Source organism: Bifidobacterium sp. M0307 (genome assembly GCF_016100445.1).
Taxonomy (GTDB): Bacteria; Actinomycetota; Actinomycetes; order Actinomycetales; family Bifidobacteriaceae; genus Bombiscardovia; species Bombiscardovia coryneformis.
Genome location: NZ_JACFSL010000002.1, coordinates 21995 through 38258 on the forward strand (window position 1 = coordinate 21995; position 16264 = coordinate 38258).

11 protein-coding genes and 2 tRNA genes are annotated in these 16264 nt (G+C 60.7%); 6 read left to right on the forward strand and 7 right to left on the reverse strand.

Annotation, left to right across the window (positions count from 1 at the left end):
* Positions 1-579: 579 nt before the first annotated feature.
* A tRNA-Ala gene (locus H3V08_RS06905) sits at positions 580-652 on the reverse strand.
* A 34-nt stretch (positions 653-686) separates the two neighbouring features.
* Positions 687-760 (reverse strand) — tRNA-Ile (locus H3V08_RS06910).
* 144 nt (positions 761-904) lie between these two features.
* On the opposite strand from H3V08_RS06910, the gene H3V08_RS06915 reads away from it, so the two are divergent.
* Entirely contained in the window at positions 905-1582 is a 678-nt protein-coding gene (locus H3V08_RS06915) for a M48 family metallopeptidase (RefSeq protein ID WP_198182178.1), read from the forward strand.
* Between the two features lie 170 nt (positions 1583-1752).
* Positions 1753-2523: an SDR family oxidoreductase gene (locus H3V08_RS06920; protein ID WP_232340440.1), complete on the forward strand. Its 771-nt coding sequence runs from the start codon at positions 1753-1755 to the stop codon at positions 2521-2523.
* A gap of 132 nt (positions 2524-2655) precedes the next feature.
* On the opposite strand, the gene H3V08_RS06925 is transcribed toward H3V08_RS06920, so the two are convergent.
* The 3 genes from H3V08_RS06925 to H3V08_RS06935 form a co-directional block, all read right to left on the reverse strand.
* Positions 2656-3135, reverse strand: a complete 480-nt coding sequence (locus tag H3V08_RS06925) for a Dps family protein (protein WP_033491521.1) — start codon at positions 3133-3135, stop codon at positions 2656-2658.
* A gap of 176 nt (positions 3136-3311) precedes the next feature.
* Positions 3312-4688, reverse strand: coding sequence for a hemolysin family protein (locus H3V08_RS06930; RefSeq protein WP_232340441.1), 1377 nt, complete (start codon positions 4686-4688; stop codon positions 3312-3314).
* A gap of 174 nt (positions 4689-4862) precedes the next feature.
* The gene (locus H3V08_RS06935) at positions 4863-5480 is read right to left on the reverse strand and encodes a carbonic anhydrase (protein WP_442859362.1); all 618 of its coding nucleotides are present in this window, start codon (positions 5478-5480) and stop codon (positions 4863-4865) included.
* Positions 5481-5792: 312 nt separating this feature from the next.
* Here H3V08_RS06935 and H3V08_RS06940 point away from each other — a divergent pair, with 312 nt between their 5' ends.
* The 3 genes from H3V08_RS06940 to H3V08_RS06950 all read left to right on the forward strand — a co-directional run bounded on the left by H3V08_RS06940 (position 5793) and on the right by H3V08_RS06950 (position 10002).
* Entirely contained in the window at positions 5793-6356 is a 564-nt protein-coding gene (locus H3V08_RS06940; protein WP_033491516.1) for a redoxin domain-containing protein, read from the forward strand.
* Between the two features lie 178 nt (positions 6357-6534).
* Complete coding sequence (locus tag H3V08_RS06945; protein ID WP_198182180.1) at positions 6535-8280, forward strand: FAD-dependent oxidoreductase; 1746 nt, start codon at positions 6535-6537, stop codon at positions 8278-8280.
* Positions 8281-8991: 711 nt separating this feature from the next.
* Positions 8992-10002 carry a hypothetical protein gene (locus H3V08_RS06950; protein ID WP_198182181.1) on the forward strand — a complete coding sequence of 337 codons (1011 nt, stop codon included), beginning with the start codon at positions 8992-8994 and terminating at the stop codon, positions 10000-10002.
* 264 nt (positions 10003-10266) lie between these two features.
* Here the strand turns inward: H3V08_RS06950 and H3V08_RS06955 are convergent, their stop codons facing one another.
* Positions 10267-13026: a phosphoenolpyruvate carboxylase gene (locus H3V08_RS06955; RefSeq protein WP_198182182.1), complete on the reverse strand. Its 2760-nt coding sequence runs from the start codon at positions 13024-13026 to the stop codon at positions 10267-10269.
* Between the two features lie 269 nt (positions 13027-13295).
* Between H3V08_RS06955 and H3V08_RS06960 the strand changes: the two genes are divergently transcribed.
* On the forward strand, positions 13296-15074 hold the full coding sequence (locus H3V08_RS06960; RefSeq protein WP_198182183.1) for a threonine/serine ThrE exporter family protein: 1779 nt from the start codon (positions 13296-13298) through the stop codon (positions 15072-15074).
* A 62-nt stretch (positions 15075-15136) separates the two neighbouring features.
* Here H3V08_RS06960 and trpS read toward each other — a convergent pair whose 3' ends face one another.
* Positions 15137-16228 carry a tryptophan--tRNA ligase gene (trpS, locus tag H3V08_RS06965; RefSeq protein WP_198182184.1) on the reverse strand — a complete coding sequence of 364 codons (1092 nt, stop codon included), beginning with the start codon at positions 16226-16228 and terminating at the stop codon, positions 15137-15139.
* Positions 16229-16264: the final 36 nt, after the last annotated feature.

Here is a 16264-nt window from a genome sequence, read left to right on the forward strand (position 1 = left end):
GAAACTGTCTGAATGATAGGGAAACCACCTGAAGACAGTCTCGAGAGTGGCAGCAGTGTCTACATCCGTGACTGATATTTAAGCGGTCGTCAATTGTGGAACTTCCGATATTTGAACAGCAGCTCCCGCCAATGCAAAGGATTAGGTAAGAGCAGGGGGGGGGGTAACTGCTGGGAAGTGGTAACGGATGTGCGTGGTCGGTTATGGGAGTGCTGGGCTATAACAGTACGCCCTTGCTTGCTCTTCCTTCTATTTGTGTGCAATTCGCATTAGATATGTGTAGACAGCGGGACTAGTTATTGGATAAACTCTTCCGGGTTTTGAAATGTGCGGGAGGGTCTGAACCGGCGGCACGATGATGCTCCGAAGGAGGATAACTTCTCGGCTTGCGGCCCGACGGTATCTTGGTTGGCGGTGCTTTTGATGTGGCATTGGTGTAGCCCTTTATCCCCTGCTGGATTTGGCGGCGCGTTGTTTAAGTGAACGAACTTCGCGTAATGGGTTTCAAAGAGTACTAAGAGTGGCTGTGAGTGTTTTGTGGATGTAGTCCACGGGGTCTTCTCATCAAAGCCCTACCTGTGGAGCTAGCCGGGTTCGAACCGGCGACCCTCTGCTTGCAAAGCAGATGCGCTACCAGCTGCGCCATAGCCCCGTGATTGGAATGAACTTCAAAAAGCAGAAGTGCGTGGGCCTGGGAGGACTTGAACCTCCGACCTCATCCTTATCAGGGATGCGCTCTAACCAGCTGAGCTACAGGCCCATTCCATGTGACTCTGGAGAATCACACAAATAATTAGCATACCATGTGGGCAGAGTAAGTCAATTCGCGTCGCGTCGTGAGTTGCAAGATTACAAGCTACATCGCGGGGGTGGTGAAGAATGCAGGTATGACGGAGATTCGTATATGACCAAGACAATCGGTGGCGGCAGAAGGGGCCGGGGTGCCGGATCGACGGTCAAGCGCCGCCTGCTTGAGTTGGATGGTGAAGAGGTCCTGGTCATCAGCAAGCGAATCAAGAACGTCTATCTGCGGGTGAAACCGCCTGAAGGACGGCTTGAAGTCACGGCTCCGGTCGGTCTCTCGGATAAGCAGCTTGAGGAGTTCGTCCGGGCCAGAAGGGTTTGGATTGGCCGGACCCGAGGGCGTATCAGTAACTCCATTTCGGAGATTGCGAGTGATTCCAACGATACTGCCGATGATCGAAAAGCAGATGGTGAGAGCAGCCTCGGGGAGGAACCGCAGGGGAAGGACCGATCCGAGGATAGGGCCAGGCGAATCATCGAAGAGAGGCTGCCTCGGCTGGTTGAAACCTGGGTGCCGGTCGTTGGTAAGCGTCCAACGGCCATCACTCTGCGTCATATGAAGACCCGCTGGGGGTCCTGTACTCCTTCCACGGGCCGGATTCGGCTCAATACTGAGCTGGCATGGTTGGATCCTGAACTTCTGGAGTATGTGCTCGTTCACGAGCTGACCCACCTGCATGCCCATGGACACGGTCCCCTGTTCCAGGAGCTGATGACCAGGTACATGCCGGATTGGCGGCAGCGCAGGAAGCGACTCAACCAGTACGTGGTTATCTGAATACCCTAGGCCCATATTCCATGGCGACCCGGATTACGCCGAGAACTGCACAGAGATGAATGAACGACTGGTTGATATCCGACCACATCGGGGTGGGAATGCGCTCGGGTGCTTGTTTCCGCGCTAGCGTTGGTGGTGAGCGCTGTTCAAGGATGGCAGATGAAGGAGCGATGATGACGGATTCAACGAATACGATCAAGCGGGCAGTGGTCACCGGTGCATCGAGTGGCATCGGACAGGCCAGTGTCAGGGCCCTGGTGGGTAAGGGTTGGCAAGTGGTGGGTCTGGCCCGCCGCGAGGAGAACCTGCGGGACCTGGCCAAGGAGCTGGGCGAAGGATTCACCTATCAGGTCTGTGATGTGACCGACGAGGATTCAACACGAAAGGCCGTGGATGCCGTGCTGTCGGAAGGTCCGGTCAAGGCCCTGGTCAACTGTGCGGGGGCCGCCTTCGGCAAGGATGCCGTGGCTACCTCGAACCTGGACGATTGGCGGGGCATGTATGAGCTCAACGTCTTGGGTACGTTGAGGGTCATCCAGAAGTTTCTGCCGGCCCTGAAGGAGTTCGAGGGTACGGTCCTGGTTGTTTCATCGACCGCCGGTATTGAACCCTACGAGGGTGGTGGCGGATACTGCGCTTCCAAGGCAGCGGAACGGGTCATGGCCCGTATTCTGCGTCTGGAGTTGGTCGGTGAGCCGGTTCGGGTGGTCGATATCGCGCCCGGCTTGGTCCACACGGATGAGTTCTCCCTGAAACGGTTCGGCGGTGATTCCTCCAAGGCCGATGCCGTCTATGCCGGGGTGCCGGATCCCTTGACTGCCGATGATGTCGCCGGATGCGTCTCCTGGGCTCTGGAGCAGCCCGATACGGTTGATGTCGACCAGATTGTGGTTCGTCCTCGTGCCGAGGGTTCCTACACCAAGCTCTATCGCAAGGGCTGATGGCTCGCAATAAAAAGCGGGCTGATTGGCGTTTTACCAATCATCCCGCTTTCCATGCTACCTGCCGGACTGTTTTCAATCAACGCTAGACGGAACAACCGGCTTGGAACAGCCGAGGTGATTCCGGAGGAATCAGAACAGGTGGCTCCTCATGAACCACTGGAAGTGCTCCAGCTCCTGGACGTGGTCCTGGAGGATGTTGGAGCTGATGACATCCAGGTCATCCAGCTTGCTGATGGCCTCGCGGTCCAGCTTGATGAAGGTGGTGTAGTACTTGTCGAGTGCCTTCAGATAGTCCAGGGCATCCTGGCGACCGGTCAGCTCAAGGCCCTCCCAGTTGCGGTTCTTCACGATGTCGTCTGGGCGTCCGGCGGGTGAGCCACCCAGGGTGGCGATGCGCTCGGCGGTCTCGTCGGCCATGTTCAGAACCGAGTCGACCTCGGGGTCCATCATCTCGTGGATGCCAATGAACTCCTTGCCTTTCATGTTCCAGTGGGCATGCTTGAGAACCAGGGCGGTCTCCTGCTCCTGGCTCAGGCGCTCCTGGAGGATTGCGATGACCTTCTCGCTGGTGGCTTCGTCCAGCCCCGGTACGGTAAAGTTCAGTGCCATAATCTCTCCTTCGTTCGTCGGCGTATCGTCAGCGATTCCATTCGGCCGGTTTCCCAACCGACCCTTACTTCAACCCTAGCCATGGATACCTGCGAGTATGGGGATTTCCAGGGAGATTAGTGTGATTATTCAGACCTTCTGGGGGCACCAGTCCCTCTCGACGAGGAGGGCCAGCGCTATTCCTTGTCTCCATCAGAAGTATCGGAGTTCGCTGCCTCCGACTTACTGCCATCGTCATCCTCGGAGCCGTCGCTTGGGAGCGCTTCGCGGTGTCTGACCTCGATGGTCTCGATACGCCGCCCATCAACCCTGGTAACGACCATGTCGTACCCGTCGTCGGAGTGGACCACATCGCCCACCCTGCCCATCCGCCCGGTCTGGGCCAGGAAGTACCCGGCCAGGGTTTCGTAGGGCCCGTCTTCCAGTTCTATTCCGGTCAGGTCGGCGAAGTCCTCGATGGTCATGCCGCCATCCACCTTGGCCACCCCGTTCACGAAGGCGGAGGCTCCCGACTGGGCCGACCCCTTCTCTTCGGGCAGGTCGTACTCATCGCGGATATCACCCACGAGCTCCTCGGTCATATCCTCCAGGGTCACGATGCCATCGGTGCCGCCATACTCGTCGATGACCACGGCCAGGTGGATTCCCTTCTTGCGCAGGCGTTCCAGGCTGGGAAGGAGCTTGGAGGTTCCGGGCAGGGAGATGCCGGGCCTGGTTACATCAGCCACGGTCCGGGCGCGCCGGTTGCGCACATCGAGGAGATCGCGCACATGGACGAATCCAAGAACATCGTCGAAGTCACGGCCGGTCACCGGGTAGCGGGAGTAAGGCTCGTTGTGGACGAAGTCGGCCGCCTCCTTCAGGGGCATATCGCCCGAGATGAAGACCACGTCGGCCCTGGGGCGCATGACCTCGGCCACACTGGTCTCCGAGGCGTCGAAGACATCGCCCAGAATCATCCGCTCATCCTTGCTCAGGTTGGTGTTGGAAGAGACCAGGACGCGCAGCTCATCGTCGCTGACCTGGGTGTCGGTCTGCTGGGGGTCGAAACCGAGGATTCGCACGATGCCGTTGGTGTTCTTGGCAATCAGCCAAATAAGCGGTTTGCAGATGGTCGAGAACATGTCGATGGCCGGTACCACCGCCCGGGCTATTTTCTCCGTGCGCTGCATGGCGATGCGCTTGGGCACCAGCTCAGAGATGACGATGGAGCAGTAGGAGATGATCAGAGTCAATACGATGGTGGTCAGGGTCGAGGCCAGTCCGGGATGGACACCCCAGCCGGTCACTACCGGAACCACATAGGGTGCTATCGAGGAGGCGCCGAAGGAGGCCGAGAGGAATCCGGACAGGGTTACGCCTATTTGGACGGCCGAGAGGAAGGTGTTGGGGTCACGGGCGATTCGGGCGACCCTGGCGCCACGGGCATCCTGCTGCTCCATCTGTTCCAGCTGCGATCCGCGCAGGGAGACCAGTGCCAGCTCGGTTCCCGAGAAGACGGACCCGATCAGGAGGAAGACGAAGATAAGCAGGATGTTGAGCCATAATGACATGCCTCCAATGTACGTTATGGTCTTCTCTATCCGGGGTATCCAGTGCCATAGAGGTCAAACCGGCTGGCGCCGCCCACGGGGTTCCGGCTGGTGCGAGTGGCAGGGTGCCTGCTCGGCCGGATGGTGGGGCCGAGGGGATCCCCAACCTCGGGCAGGCGGGACTCCGCGGATTGGTCAGAAGGAGAGAACCTGAACCTTGCCGCTGGTCAGACTGTAGCGGGCCCCCACCATCATGATTCGTCCCTCGGCAACGGCCTGGCGGATGACCTCGGACCTGTCGACCAGGACCTCGATGGTCCGGGCTATATGCACTGATTCGTATTCGTCAGTGGTCTCCAGGCCAGCCTCCTGAGCCGCCAGAATCGAAGTGCCCACCTGGTTGACGATTGGTGAGGGGCTGTCGTGGACGAAGGTCTCATCCAGGGCCTCGTCTCCGGGTTCGATTCGGGTCCTTCCTGTTTCCGAACGGTGGTCTTCGATGGCCCGCAGGCAGGCGGTCACGGCTCCACAGTGTTCATGTCCCATCACCACCAGGAGCGAGACCTTCAACTCGGTAACAGCGAATTCCAGGGATGCAAGAACCGACGGGTCCAAGGTCTGACCGGCCGTGCGGACCGTGAAGAGGTCACCCAATCCCTGGTCGAAGATGATTTCAGGCGGGACCCGGGAGTCCGAACAGGAGAGAACAACGGCATCCGGAGACTGGGCATCGATCAAAGACTCCCGTGTTTCCGCGTCCTGCCAGGGGTGTTCAGCCTGCCCTTCGAAGAAGCGGCGGTTGCCGGCCAGCATCCTGCTCCAGGTCGCGTTGGCGCGGGGCTCTCCCTCTGATGCGGGCGTGCGATTTTCGCTCATGGCGGGGACTCCTTCTGGCTGCTCTGGCATATCCCTCCATCATAGGCGGCCATCAGGGGGCTCTGTGCCGTATATCACACAGGCTGGGATGATACCCACCTTTCGGTGCCAAGTCTCGGTCGCTAGCATGGAATCGGTATCCGACCCGGCCCGTCGCCTCTTGTACGAGGTTCTGAATCTTCGACAATCCGAGGGTGTTCCGGACGGTCGGATTGACGGTATCCGATAATTCCCCGAAAGGAACCAATCATGACGCTACTGCAGCATGAAATCACCGACTTCAAGACCCAGGCCTTCCAGAACGATGACATCCACGAGGTGACCAAGCAGGACCTGCTGGGTCACTGGTCCGTCCTCTTCTTCTACCCCGCGGACTTCACCTTTGTCTGCCCGACCGAACTTGAGGACCTGGCCATCAAGTACGAGGACTTCAAGAAGGCCGGCTGTGAGATCTACTCGGTCTCCTGCGACACCGAATTCGTCCACAAGGCGTGGCATGAGGCCAACGAGAAGATCGCCAAGATCCAGTACCCGATGCTTGCCGACCCCACAGCCACCCTGGCCAAGGACCTGGATACGTACAACGAGGCCGAAGGCAAGGCAGAGCGAGGCGATTTCATTCTGTCTCCCGAGGGCAAGGTCGTGGCCTACGAGGTCATCTCCTCCAACGTGGGCCGTAACGCCGACGAGTTGCTGCGTCGCGTCCAGGCCTCGCAGTTCGTCTATGAGCACGGCGATCAGGTCTGCCCTGCCAAGTGGGAGCCGGGCGATGACACCATCGAGCCCAGCCTGGACCTGGTGGGTCAGCTTTGATTCAAGCGTCCTGAACGGACCATTCCAGTGAGCCAGGGGAACCTGCTCATCGGAGCGGCGCTGCTTGGCGGAGTGCATCCGCCTTTCCGGAGGGCCGGTTCCTCCGGTCGCCAGGCCGCCGTTGCGATTGAGGGGTTCCCCTTACTGTATGCACTTCATCGACAAGGAAATAAGGAACATGAAGGAAGACAAGAATCTCTATGACGTGGTCATCGTCGGTGGTGGCCCTGCCGGACTGAGCGCCGGGCTCTATCTGGCCCGTGCCCGGTACCGTACCCTGATTCTGGAGAAGGACGATTTCGGCGGGCAGATCACCATCACTGCGGACGTGGTCAACTACCCAGGAGTGGCCAGGACGGATGGGCGCAAGCTGACCGAGACCATGCGTCAGCAGGCCCAGGACTTCGGTGCGGAGTTCATGACGGCCGAGGCCACCGGGATTGATGTGGATGGCGACATCAAGGTGGTCCACACATCCAGGGGCGATCTGCGGACCTTCGGCGTTCTGATTGCCACCGGAGCCAGCCCCCGTAAGATCGGGTTCGAAGGTGAGCAGGAGTACGCCGGCAGGGGAGTGGCCTATTGCGCCACCTGTGACGGGGAGTTCTTCTCCGGGCGTGAGGTCCTGGTTGTTGGCGGAGGATTCGCCGCCGCCGAAGAGTCCGTCTTCCTGACCAAGTACGCCACCAAGGTCACCCTCCTGGTGCGTGAGGAGGACTTCACCTGTGACGCTTCCGTGGCTGCGGAGGCCAGGAACAATGACAAGATCGAGATTCACTACTCCACCGAGCTCCAGGGTGTCTCCGCCGGTCCGGGCGGCCTGGTCGAGGCCACCCTCCTGGACAGGACCACCGGGGAGACTAAGGCCTGGAAGCCAGCTGACCAAGGCACCTTCGGTGTCTTTGTTTTCGCGGGCTATGTGCCTCAGACCGGCCTGGTCAAAGGCGTGGTTGACCTGGACGATCACGGGTACGTCATCACCCATGGCTACCTGGAGACCTCGGTCCCGGGCGTCTACGCCGCTGGCGACCTGCGGGTGAAGAACCTCCGCCAGGTCATCACCGCCACCTCTGACGGTGCTGTGGCGGCCGTGGAGTTGGAGCGCTATGCCTCCGATATGTCCGCCCGGACCGGCTTGGTGCCGCCCCGACCCGAGAACACCCCCTATGAGAAGTCCGAAAAGGAGGCTGCCGAGTCGGCTGCCGCTTCTGGTACCTCGCCGGCTCCCGTGGCCCAGGGTACAGGAAATGCCCCAGCCAAGACCTCTGGCTTCTTTGGGCCCGATATCAGGAAGCAGCTGGATCTGGTCTTCGGACGGATGACGGCCAGGCTGATTCTGAAGCTGGAGCTGGACGACAGCCCGGTCTCCGGGGAATTGCGCACCTTCATCGACGAACTGGTCTCCCTCTCCGACGGTCTCCTGAGCACCCAGGTCGAGAACGCCTCGGGTGTGCAGGACTTCGACCCGGCCGGTGATCTGCCGGGTGCCCGTCCCTGCGTGCGCATCTGCCGGGTTGGCGCCGATGGCGAGGCCGAGGAGACAGGTCTGGCCTTCCATGGTGTGCCCAGCGGGCATGAGTTCAATTCCTTCGTCCTGGCCCTGTACAACGCGGCAGGTCCCGGTCAGCAGGTTGACCAGGCCACCTCGGATAGGATCGACGCCATCAACGATCAGGTCGATATCATGATGCTGGTCTCGCTGACCTGCACCATGTGCCCCACCACGGTCCTCTCCGCCCAGCGGGTGGCCTCCCAGAACGGGAAGGTTCGTGCCGAGGCCTATGACCTCTCGCACTTCCCCACCCTGAAGGACCAGTACCAGGTCATGAGTGTGCCCTGTATCGTCATTCGGAAGGGCGGCCAGGAAACTGTGGAGTTCGGTAAGAAATCAGTGCCGGAGATGCTGGATCTGATTGGGGCGTAGAGACGGCGCGGCACCGGCCGAAACGCCGGTGCCGCCTACCTCCGAGCCTCCTTTGGAGTTGTGTAGGGAGGGCCACGTAGCTCATATTTGGAACGCCCCGGGAGACCTGTCTTTACGGCAAGGCCTATAATTGAATATGCATCCGGAGGGATGCTTGCTGCAGGGGAGATGTGTGGACCAACTGAGCAAAGGTGGCTGGACGATGGGGAAGTTCCTTGAACTGACTTGTTGGACTCCCACACACTTGGTCGACGATGCTGTCGCCGGAACTGGTCCAATCACGCCCCTATGTCGCCCGCCCCTGCTTCATGCGGTAAAACTGGAGCGAGAGACAATCCCGATTCGAGGTCGGCTGATGACGGTTGGCACTCACGATCGGGGTGGGATACCGGCTCATCCTGACGGAGCATGCTCCGCCCCCAATGTCGGAGTTCTCTTTTCCCTCAAGAACTCCGCTGGAGCATGTGATGTCGGGATGGGTCGGCCACCTGCACCTTCGAGCTCAGACAGCTCTCGGTTTTTACTGTGCGGCGCACGCGGTGTCGCAAGTTTGATGACCGCATGGTTTCACGCTGATGGACGCACACTCTCAACAGGAGATGCGCTCCTATCTGTTGCAATCCGCCCCTGGCGGTCTGGTCTCCCAAATCATCCGGCCACTGGTGGAAAATGGAAGAGACGGAGTTTCATGCAAAGGGGAGGAAACCCACCATGAGTGAGCAGGACACGAAGGAAAACGCGAACACTGATCTGGCGACGGATCAGCAGGAGGGGGCTGGTACCGAGAGTAGGGGAAATCGTAAATGGCGTATCGCTGTCATCGTGGCTGTTGTGGTCTTCCTGCTGGTGGTTGCGGCTGTCGTGGCAGGTGTGCTGGTTACCAGGGAACGGCATACCGTCGCCCTGGAGGACTGCACTCGATCCGGCAAAGCCTATGAGACGAGCGTCGCTGATCTAAAGCGTAACCAGGAGCAGGCCCAGAAGGTGTTGGCGGCTACGCCCGCCCAGAATACGGCTGACCCCAAGACCCATGCGAGCCTGGAGCAGACCGCTCTGAAGAAGGCGGATCGGACCACCGTCTCCTGCGCGGCCAGCCAGAGCACGACGGAACTCAACCGGAACAAGGACAGGCTTGACAAGGCCGCGTCAGTCAACAAACGGCTGGCCCGCCTGAACAAGGACGGTGCCGCCAAGGTGGAGGCCTCGGCCAAGGCCAAGACCCTGAGCGATGAAAAGCAGGCCCTGGATGCGTCGATCAGTGCGGCTGCTGCACTGTTGGGCGACTCGGACGGGAAGGTTGCCGACAATACCGTCAGGGAGAGCCTGGGCAAGGCCCTGGATGACGCCAGGCAGGTCAGTGGTAAGAAAGGCATCACCGACCCGAAGACCTATACGGATGCGAAGCAGGCGCTCGATGGGGCCATCAATGCCGTGAACGACTCGATTGGCCAGAAGCAGGCCGCCGATGAGGCAGCACGACAGGCCGCTGCCGCCGAAGCTTACACAGCAAGTGGCGCAGGGAGCATATATACGGGTGGCGGAAGCACGCGAAATGGATACGCCGGTGGTGGTTATATGAGTGGCGGTGCCAGTGGCCCCACGCCTTGGGGCATTCACGCTGATTCTCCAACGAGTATTGCTGTGAATCCCGGCACTCCTGACGACATGTATGTCGAATTTGATGCCTGCGGTATCCTAGGCAGCGACCCTCATATCTGTTGACGGAGTGGCTCAAAACGAGATAACAAAACAGAACGGATTTGTTCGGTTCTGCTCTCATAGTGCATACGTCTACACCTGAGACCCTGCGCCTTGTTCAACCACGGATTGGATGAAGGAATTAGCGATGTCACCGGGAGAAACAAAGACTGCACACACCAGAACTCCCAGATTGGGAAGACAAGGTGTGAGACCAACATCCATAACGAGCGTGGCCCTGCTCCTGAGAAATCAGAGCAGGGCCACGGAACTGTCAGGGGCAGGGCATCAGCCGGTGTTCTGGAGGCCGGCGGCGACTCCTGAAACGGTGCAGAGAATCAGGTAGATGAAGTCCGCCTGCTGACTCTGGCTGAGCTCCTCCTTGTCGTTGCGACGCCGCAGGGTGCGCAGGGCGCGTACCTGAGTCACTGACAGGGCATCCACATAGGGAGAGCGGATACGGATGGCCTGGCCCAGCACGTGGCGATGCTGCAGGGGCCACTCGTCGCCGACGATTTGCAGGACCCACTTGCGGGTCAGTTCCATCTCCGAAAGGACTTTCTGACTCAGGTCATCACGATCGCCCAGGGACAGGTACATCTTGGCGATGCGCTCGTCGGTCTTGGCCAGGCTCATTTCGATGTTGTCGATGAAGGTGCTGAAGAGGGGCCATTCCTCGTAGGCCTGGCGCAGGGTATCCAGGTCGTTGAACTCCTCGCAGGCCGTTCCCAGGCCGTACCAGGCGGCCAGGTTGATGCGGGCCTGTGCCCAGGAGAAGACCCAGGGTATGGTCCGCAAATCATCCAGGGACTTGGCTCCCAGACCACGCTTGGCGGGGCGGGAACCAATGGGGAGGAGGCCGATTTCGTTCAGAGGCGTCACGATGGAGAACCAGGGAGCGAAGTCGGGGGTGTGGAGGAGGTCCAGGAAGCGCCGGTGGGCGGAATCGTCCAGCTTGGCGGCCATGTCAGAGTACTTCTCCGTCATGGTCGTATTGCGCTCTTCGACGCTGGGGGCCGACTGGAGCAGGGTGGCTGCGGCAACGGACTCGATGTGGCGGATGGCCAGAACCGGGTTGCCGTAGCGGGCGAAAATCACCTCGCCCTGCTCGGTGAGCTTGAAGCGGCAGTTCACGGAACCCACCGGCTGGGCCAGGACGGCCCTGTTGGCCGGGCCGCCACCGCGACCCACGGCACCGCCGCGGCCGTGGAAGAGGGTCACGTCGATGTCATGGCTCTCGGCCCACTTGGCGATACGCTCCTGAGCGGAGTGCAGGGCCAGGGTGGCCGATACGGGTCCGGCATCCTTGGAGGAGTCGGAGTATCCCAGCATGACCTCCATCTTGTTGCCGGTTTTCTTGAGGCGGGCCTGGACCTCGGGGATCTTGATGATCTCCTCCAACACATCCACCGAATTCTGCAGATCCTCCAGCTGCTCGAACAGGGGGATCACGTCGATGATGGGAACGTCCTCGGCATGCTCGAAGGCCAGACGGTTCAGCTCGTAGACGTCCTTGACGTTCTGGGCCGACTTGGTGAAGGAGATGATGTAGCGGCGGGCCGCCTTCTGCCCGTTGCGCTTCTGAATGGCACCCAGGGCACGGAAGGTGTCGAGCACCTCGTGGGTCATAGGCTGCAATTCTCCGCGCTCGCCGTGCAGGCCGTGCTCGCGGATGTCCTCCAGGGCGCGGGCGTGGACCAGTGAGTGCTGACGGAACTCCATCTCGACCATGTGGAAACCGAAGGTCTGGGCCTGCCATATCAGGTCCTGGAGGGGGCCGTAGGCCTGGCGGACGGCCCCGGCTGCGGCCAGGGAGTCCTGAACAATCTTCAGGTCGGCGATGAAATCGTCGCAGCTGCGGTACATCAGGTCGGCGTCACGCTTGATGGTGGCGGTGAGCCTGTCGGCGATGACCAGGACCACGGCCCGGTGCAACTCCCTGTGGGAGACGACCTCGGCGCGGTCGGTCAGGCGCTCGCTCATTTCCTTCTGGTGGCTCCACAGGCTTCGCAGTTCGCTGCTGGGCGGGGTGGTGGTCGCCTCCATGGTCATGTTGCGGCCGACGGTGGAGGTTGCCTCCTGGAGGGCCTTGAGCACGTGGTCGGAGAACTTGCGGGCCACCTTGCGCGAGACCTTGGCGGTGACGTTCGGATTACCGTCCCTGTCGGAGCCTATCCAGCTGCCGGGGTGGAAGAAGGCGGGGCAGACGGGCTTGACCGTACCGGCCTTCTTGCCCAGCATCCAGTCGTCGAACCTGCGGTAGACCCTGGGGATGGTCTGGAAGAGGGTGGCATCGAAGATGTCGAGGATGGTGTTGGATTCCTCCACGGGCGTCGGCTTCTTGGTCGCGATGGGGGAGGTGCGGAAGAGGGCGTCGATCTCGTTGTGGAGCAGACGCTCGTTTTCCACCCGCTCGGAACCGCCCAGTCCACGGCGAACGGCCAGCAGGTTGGCGATGCGGCGTATCTTGCCCTCGACGGCCTTGCGTCGCGCCTCGGTGGGATGGGCGGTGAATACCGGGTGGAACTCCAGTTTTTCCAGCAGTTCCGAGGCCTTGGCCGGACCCATCTCCTGAAGGAGTTGGCTGTAGGCGCTGGTCATTTCGTTGATGGGGTCGGTGCCCTTGACACCCAGGTCGATCTTTCCTTCGCGCTCATGCAGGACGCGCACCCGGTAGTTCTCCTCGCAGAGGTTGGCCAGGTGGAAGTATGTAGTCAGTGCCCGGGCCAGGAGTTGTGAGTCCTGTATGGATGTGTCGTCAATCAGGGCGACCGCCTTGGCCAGACCGTCCTCGTCGGGGAGGGGGTCGGAGGGGTGTCTGTTGAAATGCTCGGCACTGGCCGCCACCACATCTTCGCGCAGCGAGTCGAACCGGTTGAGCAGTTCCTTGTCGAATTCCCCCAGAACATCCCGAAGCAGTCGCAGGCACAATGCCATATCCTCACCCAGTGATTGGGGAAGATCGCGCTCCTCCGGGCCTTTTGTGCCGGTACCGGACGCAACCAGGGTCGCATCCGCCGCCGTGATTTGCTGATTACTATCTGTCATCAGTCCTCCTTGCCGAATCTCCGGTTGCCTGGTCATCAACCATTCCGCGGCACCTCCGCGGTTATTGGTGGTTGGCGTTGCAGGCCCACAGCCTTCGAATTAGCGGCTCGCTCTTCATTCTAGGTCGCCTACGGCATATTTGTATTTCATGGTCCATCCGGCATCCGTCACGTTGTGAATGGGTGTGGCTCGCCTGACATATGGGCGGGTTTCCTGCATACAGGGTGGTTTACCTGGTCATGACCGGCCTGCGTGACGTGGGAGGGAGTATGAATGAAAGGGTGAAAACCAAGAGCAGCGGATTGCCGCATCACGATCCCCGCCGTACCGAAGCGGGTGCCAGGAGGGTCAGCAAGTACCATACCCATTCCATTCCCCTGGATATGGAAGACATCGAGCGGGATTATGACAAGCCCATCCTCGATGCCTGCATAGCGGCCAAGACCAGCCTCATAGTACGGGTGGGGATGCTGGAACTGGGGGCGGGCACCGGGAGCTTCCGTGTGCGCCAGATGATGCACCGGATCGCCTATCCGATGGGGGTCCATGTCCGGGCCGACGTGAACCTGACCGACATCGAAGCCTCCTGTACCGATGGGGTTTCGCGGATTACCGAGGTGGTCGACCTTCCCACCACCGGTGTCAATACGGAGCGGATCTGGCTCCTGGAGCACTTTGCCGACTGGCTCAGCGTCAACTGTGGGCAGAGCAGCACGTATCATGCCATGCCTTCGGTTTCCGAGGAGCTGGTCGATAATCTGGATGATCCTCATGTATACGCGGTTGCCCGCAAGGCCCTGAAGGATCTGCTGGCCCATGATGCCGAAGCGGTCGAGGTCTTGAAGGAGGCCACCGCAGAGGCGGTGGAGAACCAGGACCAGATTGAGCAGAGCCGGCTTGAGGCGGCGCAGATGGACACGATGACGGCCGTTGGTCTGGGTGCCGTCGGAAATCAGGCGGCCTCCAGCCTTGATGGGGGCGACGGGGCGGCTGAGAATGCCGCCGAACATATAGAGCGGGACGAATCCTCCGGTGTGGAACCCGTCGCCGCAGATAGAGGCATTACGGTCCGTCAGGCCCATGAGCGCCTGAATCTGATTGAGCGCAGAAAGCCCCTCTACTCTCCGATCTTCTCCGGCTTCGCTGCGGCGGTGGCCTGCGCCGCATTCGTCTTTCTTCTTGGCGGTGGCCCATATGACATGGCGGGCGCCTTTGTTGGCGCGGGCATCGGTCAGTGGTTCCGCCGGCAGATGCTGGACCGTAGAATCAACCAGTTCTTCGCCACCGGAGCCTCGGTGATCATCGCCGCCCTGGCCTGCATCGGCACCCTACGTCTGGTCGGGTTCTTCGACCCGGTGGCCCTGAGGCACGACACCGCATACATTGGTGCCATCCTCTATGTGATTCCGGGCTTCCCCCTGGTCACCGGTGGCCTGGATATCGCCAAACTGGATTTTCCCTCGGGGATACAGCGCATCACCTACGCCTTTTCGATTATCCTGGTCGCCACCCTGGGTGGCTGGGCTGTTGCCAGGATGGTCATGCTCAACCCGCAGGGCTTCGAGCCCATGGTTCTCAACGTCTGGGTCCTTGCCGGTCTGCGTATGGTTGCGGCTTTCTGCGGGGTATGGGGATTCTCGGTCCTCTTCAATTCTCCCCAGCGCATGGCCCTGGTTGCTGCCACCATCGGGGCCCTGACCGATACGATGCGTCTGGAGATGCAGGATCTGCTCAACGTCCCGCCGGAGATGGGTGCCTTCCTCGGGGCCTTCATGGCCGGTATCCTGGCCACGGTCTGGCGGTCATCGGTCCGCCATGGATACCTGCCGCCGGATCTGGGGTATCCACGTATCAGCCTGACCGTCCCCTCCATCGTCATCATGGTGCCCGGGCTTTACATGTATCGGGCCATGTTCTACCTGGGGCAGTTCAATACGCTGGAGGCGCTGGACTGGGCCTTCCGGGCCTTCATGGTCATCATCTGCCTGCCCATCGGACTGGTGGTGGCCAGGGTCATCACCGATAAGTCCTGGCGTTACGACGTATGAAAACAGGTCTGCGGAGCGACTTGCCGGCTCCGCAGACCTGTTGCCTGGAGGTTTCGGTCTTTTCAGTACCGCATTCCCATGGCCGAGCGGACCTGGTCCAGGGTCTCCTCGGCGATGCGTTCGGCCTTCCTGTTACCCTCGTCCAGCACGTCGTGGATGTAATCCATGTCCTTGGACAGTTCGGCCCTGCGCTCACGGTGCGGGGCAAGGAAGGTGTTGACCGAATCGGTCACATAGGCCTTGAGGGCGCCTGCACCGGAATCACCGATTTCCTCGGCGATTTCCCTGGGGTCGCGTCCGGTTACCAGTCCGGCAGTGGTCAGGAGGGCCGAGACCTGGGGACGGTTGACCGGGTCGAAGGTGATCCTGCGCTCGGAATCCGTGGGGGACTTTTTGATCAGCTTGGCGGTCTCCTCGGCGGTGGCTCCCAGCATGATGGAGTTTCCGTACGATTTGCTCATTTTCCGTCCGTCCAGGCCCGGAATCTCGGGGGAGTCGGAGAGGATAGCCGCCGGCTCCGGGAAGACGGTGTTCCCACCGGCGTAGCGCTCGTTGAAACGGCGGGCGATGGTCCTGGTCAGCTCCACGTGGGGGAGGTTGTCCTTCCCGATCGGGACCACGTTGGCCTTGCAGAAGAGGATGTCGCAGGCCTGGTGGACCGGGTAGGTCAGGAGCAGTCCGGTCAGGGCGTGGCCACTGGCCTCCATCTCGGACTTGACTGTCGGATTGCGATGCAGCTCGGCCTCCGTCACCAAGGAGAGGAAGGGGAGCATGAGCTGATTCTCGGCTGGAGTGGCCGAGTGGGTGAAGATCGTGGTCTTGCCGGGGTCGATGCCGGCCGCCAGGTAGTCCAGGACGAGGTTGAGGACGTTGTCCTTCATGTGCTCGGTGGTATCGCGGTCGGTGATGACCTGATAGTCGGCGATGATGATATTGGTATGGACCCCTCGGTCCTGCATCTGGACGCGCTCGCGGATGGAGCCGAAATAGTGGCCCAGGTGGAGACGCCCCGTGGGCCTGTCTCCGGTCAGCATCGTGTACTGTCCGGGGTTCTCCTTCAGCTTGGCCAGGACCTGGTCCGACAGCTTTTTGGCGGTTTTGAAGCTCTCGCTGATCTCATTGCCTGCCGCTGTGACCTGCTCTTCGCTCTGCATGGACCCGCCCTTGTCGAAATGCCGAAATGCCGTTGG

Excerpts from the sequence above, each read along its gene's own strand:
- H3V08_RS06960 (WP_198182183.1), top strand. The coding sequence starts at position 13,296 with ATGAATGAAAGGGTGAAAACCAAGAGCAGCGGATTGCCGCATCACGAT.
- H3V08_RS06935 (WP_442859362.1), bottom strand. The coding sequence starts at position 5,480 with ATGCTGGCCGGCAACCGCCGCTTCTTCGAAGGGCAGGCTGAACACCCC.
- H3V08_RS06940 (WP_033491516.1), top strand. The coding sequence starts at position 5,793 with ATGACGCTACTGCAGCATGAAATCACCGACTTCAAGACCCAGGCCTTC.
- H3V08_RS06955 (WP_198182182.1), bottom strand. The coding sequence starts at position 13,026 with ATGACAGATAGTAATCAGCAAATCACGGCGGCGGATGCGACCCTGGTT.
- H3V08_RS06930 (WP_232340441.1), bottom strand. The coding sequence starts at position 4,688 with ATGTCATTATGGCTCAACATCCTGCTTATCTTCGTCTTCCTCCTGATC.
- H3V08_RS06920 (WP_232340440.1), top strand. The coding sequence starts at position 1,753 with ATGATGACGGATTCAACGAATACGATCAAGCGGGCAGTGGTCACCGGT.
- H3V08_RS06925 (WP_033491521.1), bottom strand. The coding sequence starts at position 3,135 with ATGGCACTGAACTTTACCGTACCGGGGCTGGACGAAGCCACCAGCGAG.
- trpS (WP_198182184.1), bottom strand. The coding sequence starts at position 16,228 with ATGCAGAGCGAAGAGCAGGTCACAGCGGCAGGCAATGAGATCAGCGAG.
- H3V08_RS06950 (WP_198182181.1), top strand. The coding sequence starts at position 8,992 with ATGAGTGAGCAGGACACGAAGGAAAACGCGAACACTGATCTGGCGACG.
- H3V08_RS06945 (WP_198182180.1), top strand. The coding sequence starts at position 6,535 with ATGAAGGAAGACAAGAATCTCTATGACGTGGTCATCGTCGGTGGTGGC.
- H3V08_RS06915 (WP_198182178.1), top strand. The coding sequence starts at position 905 with ATGACCAAGACAATCGGTGGCGGCAGAAGGGGCCGGGGTGCCGGATCG.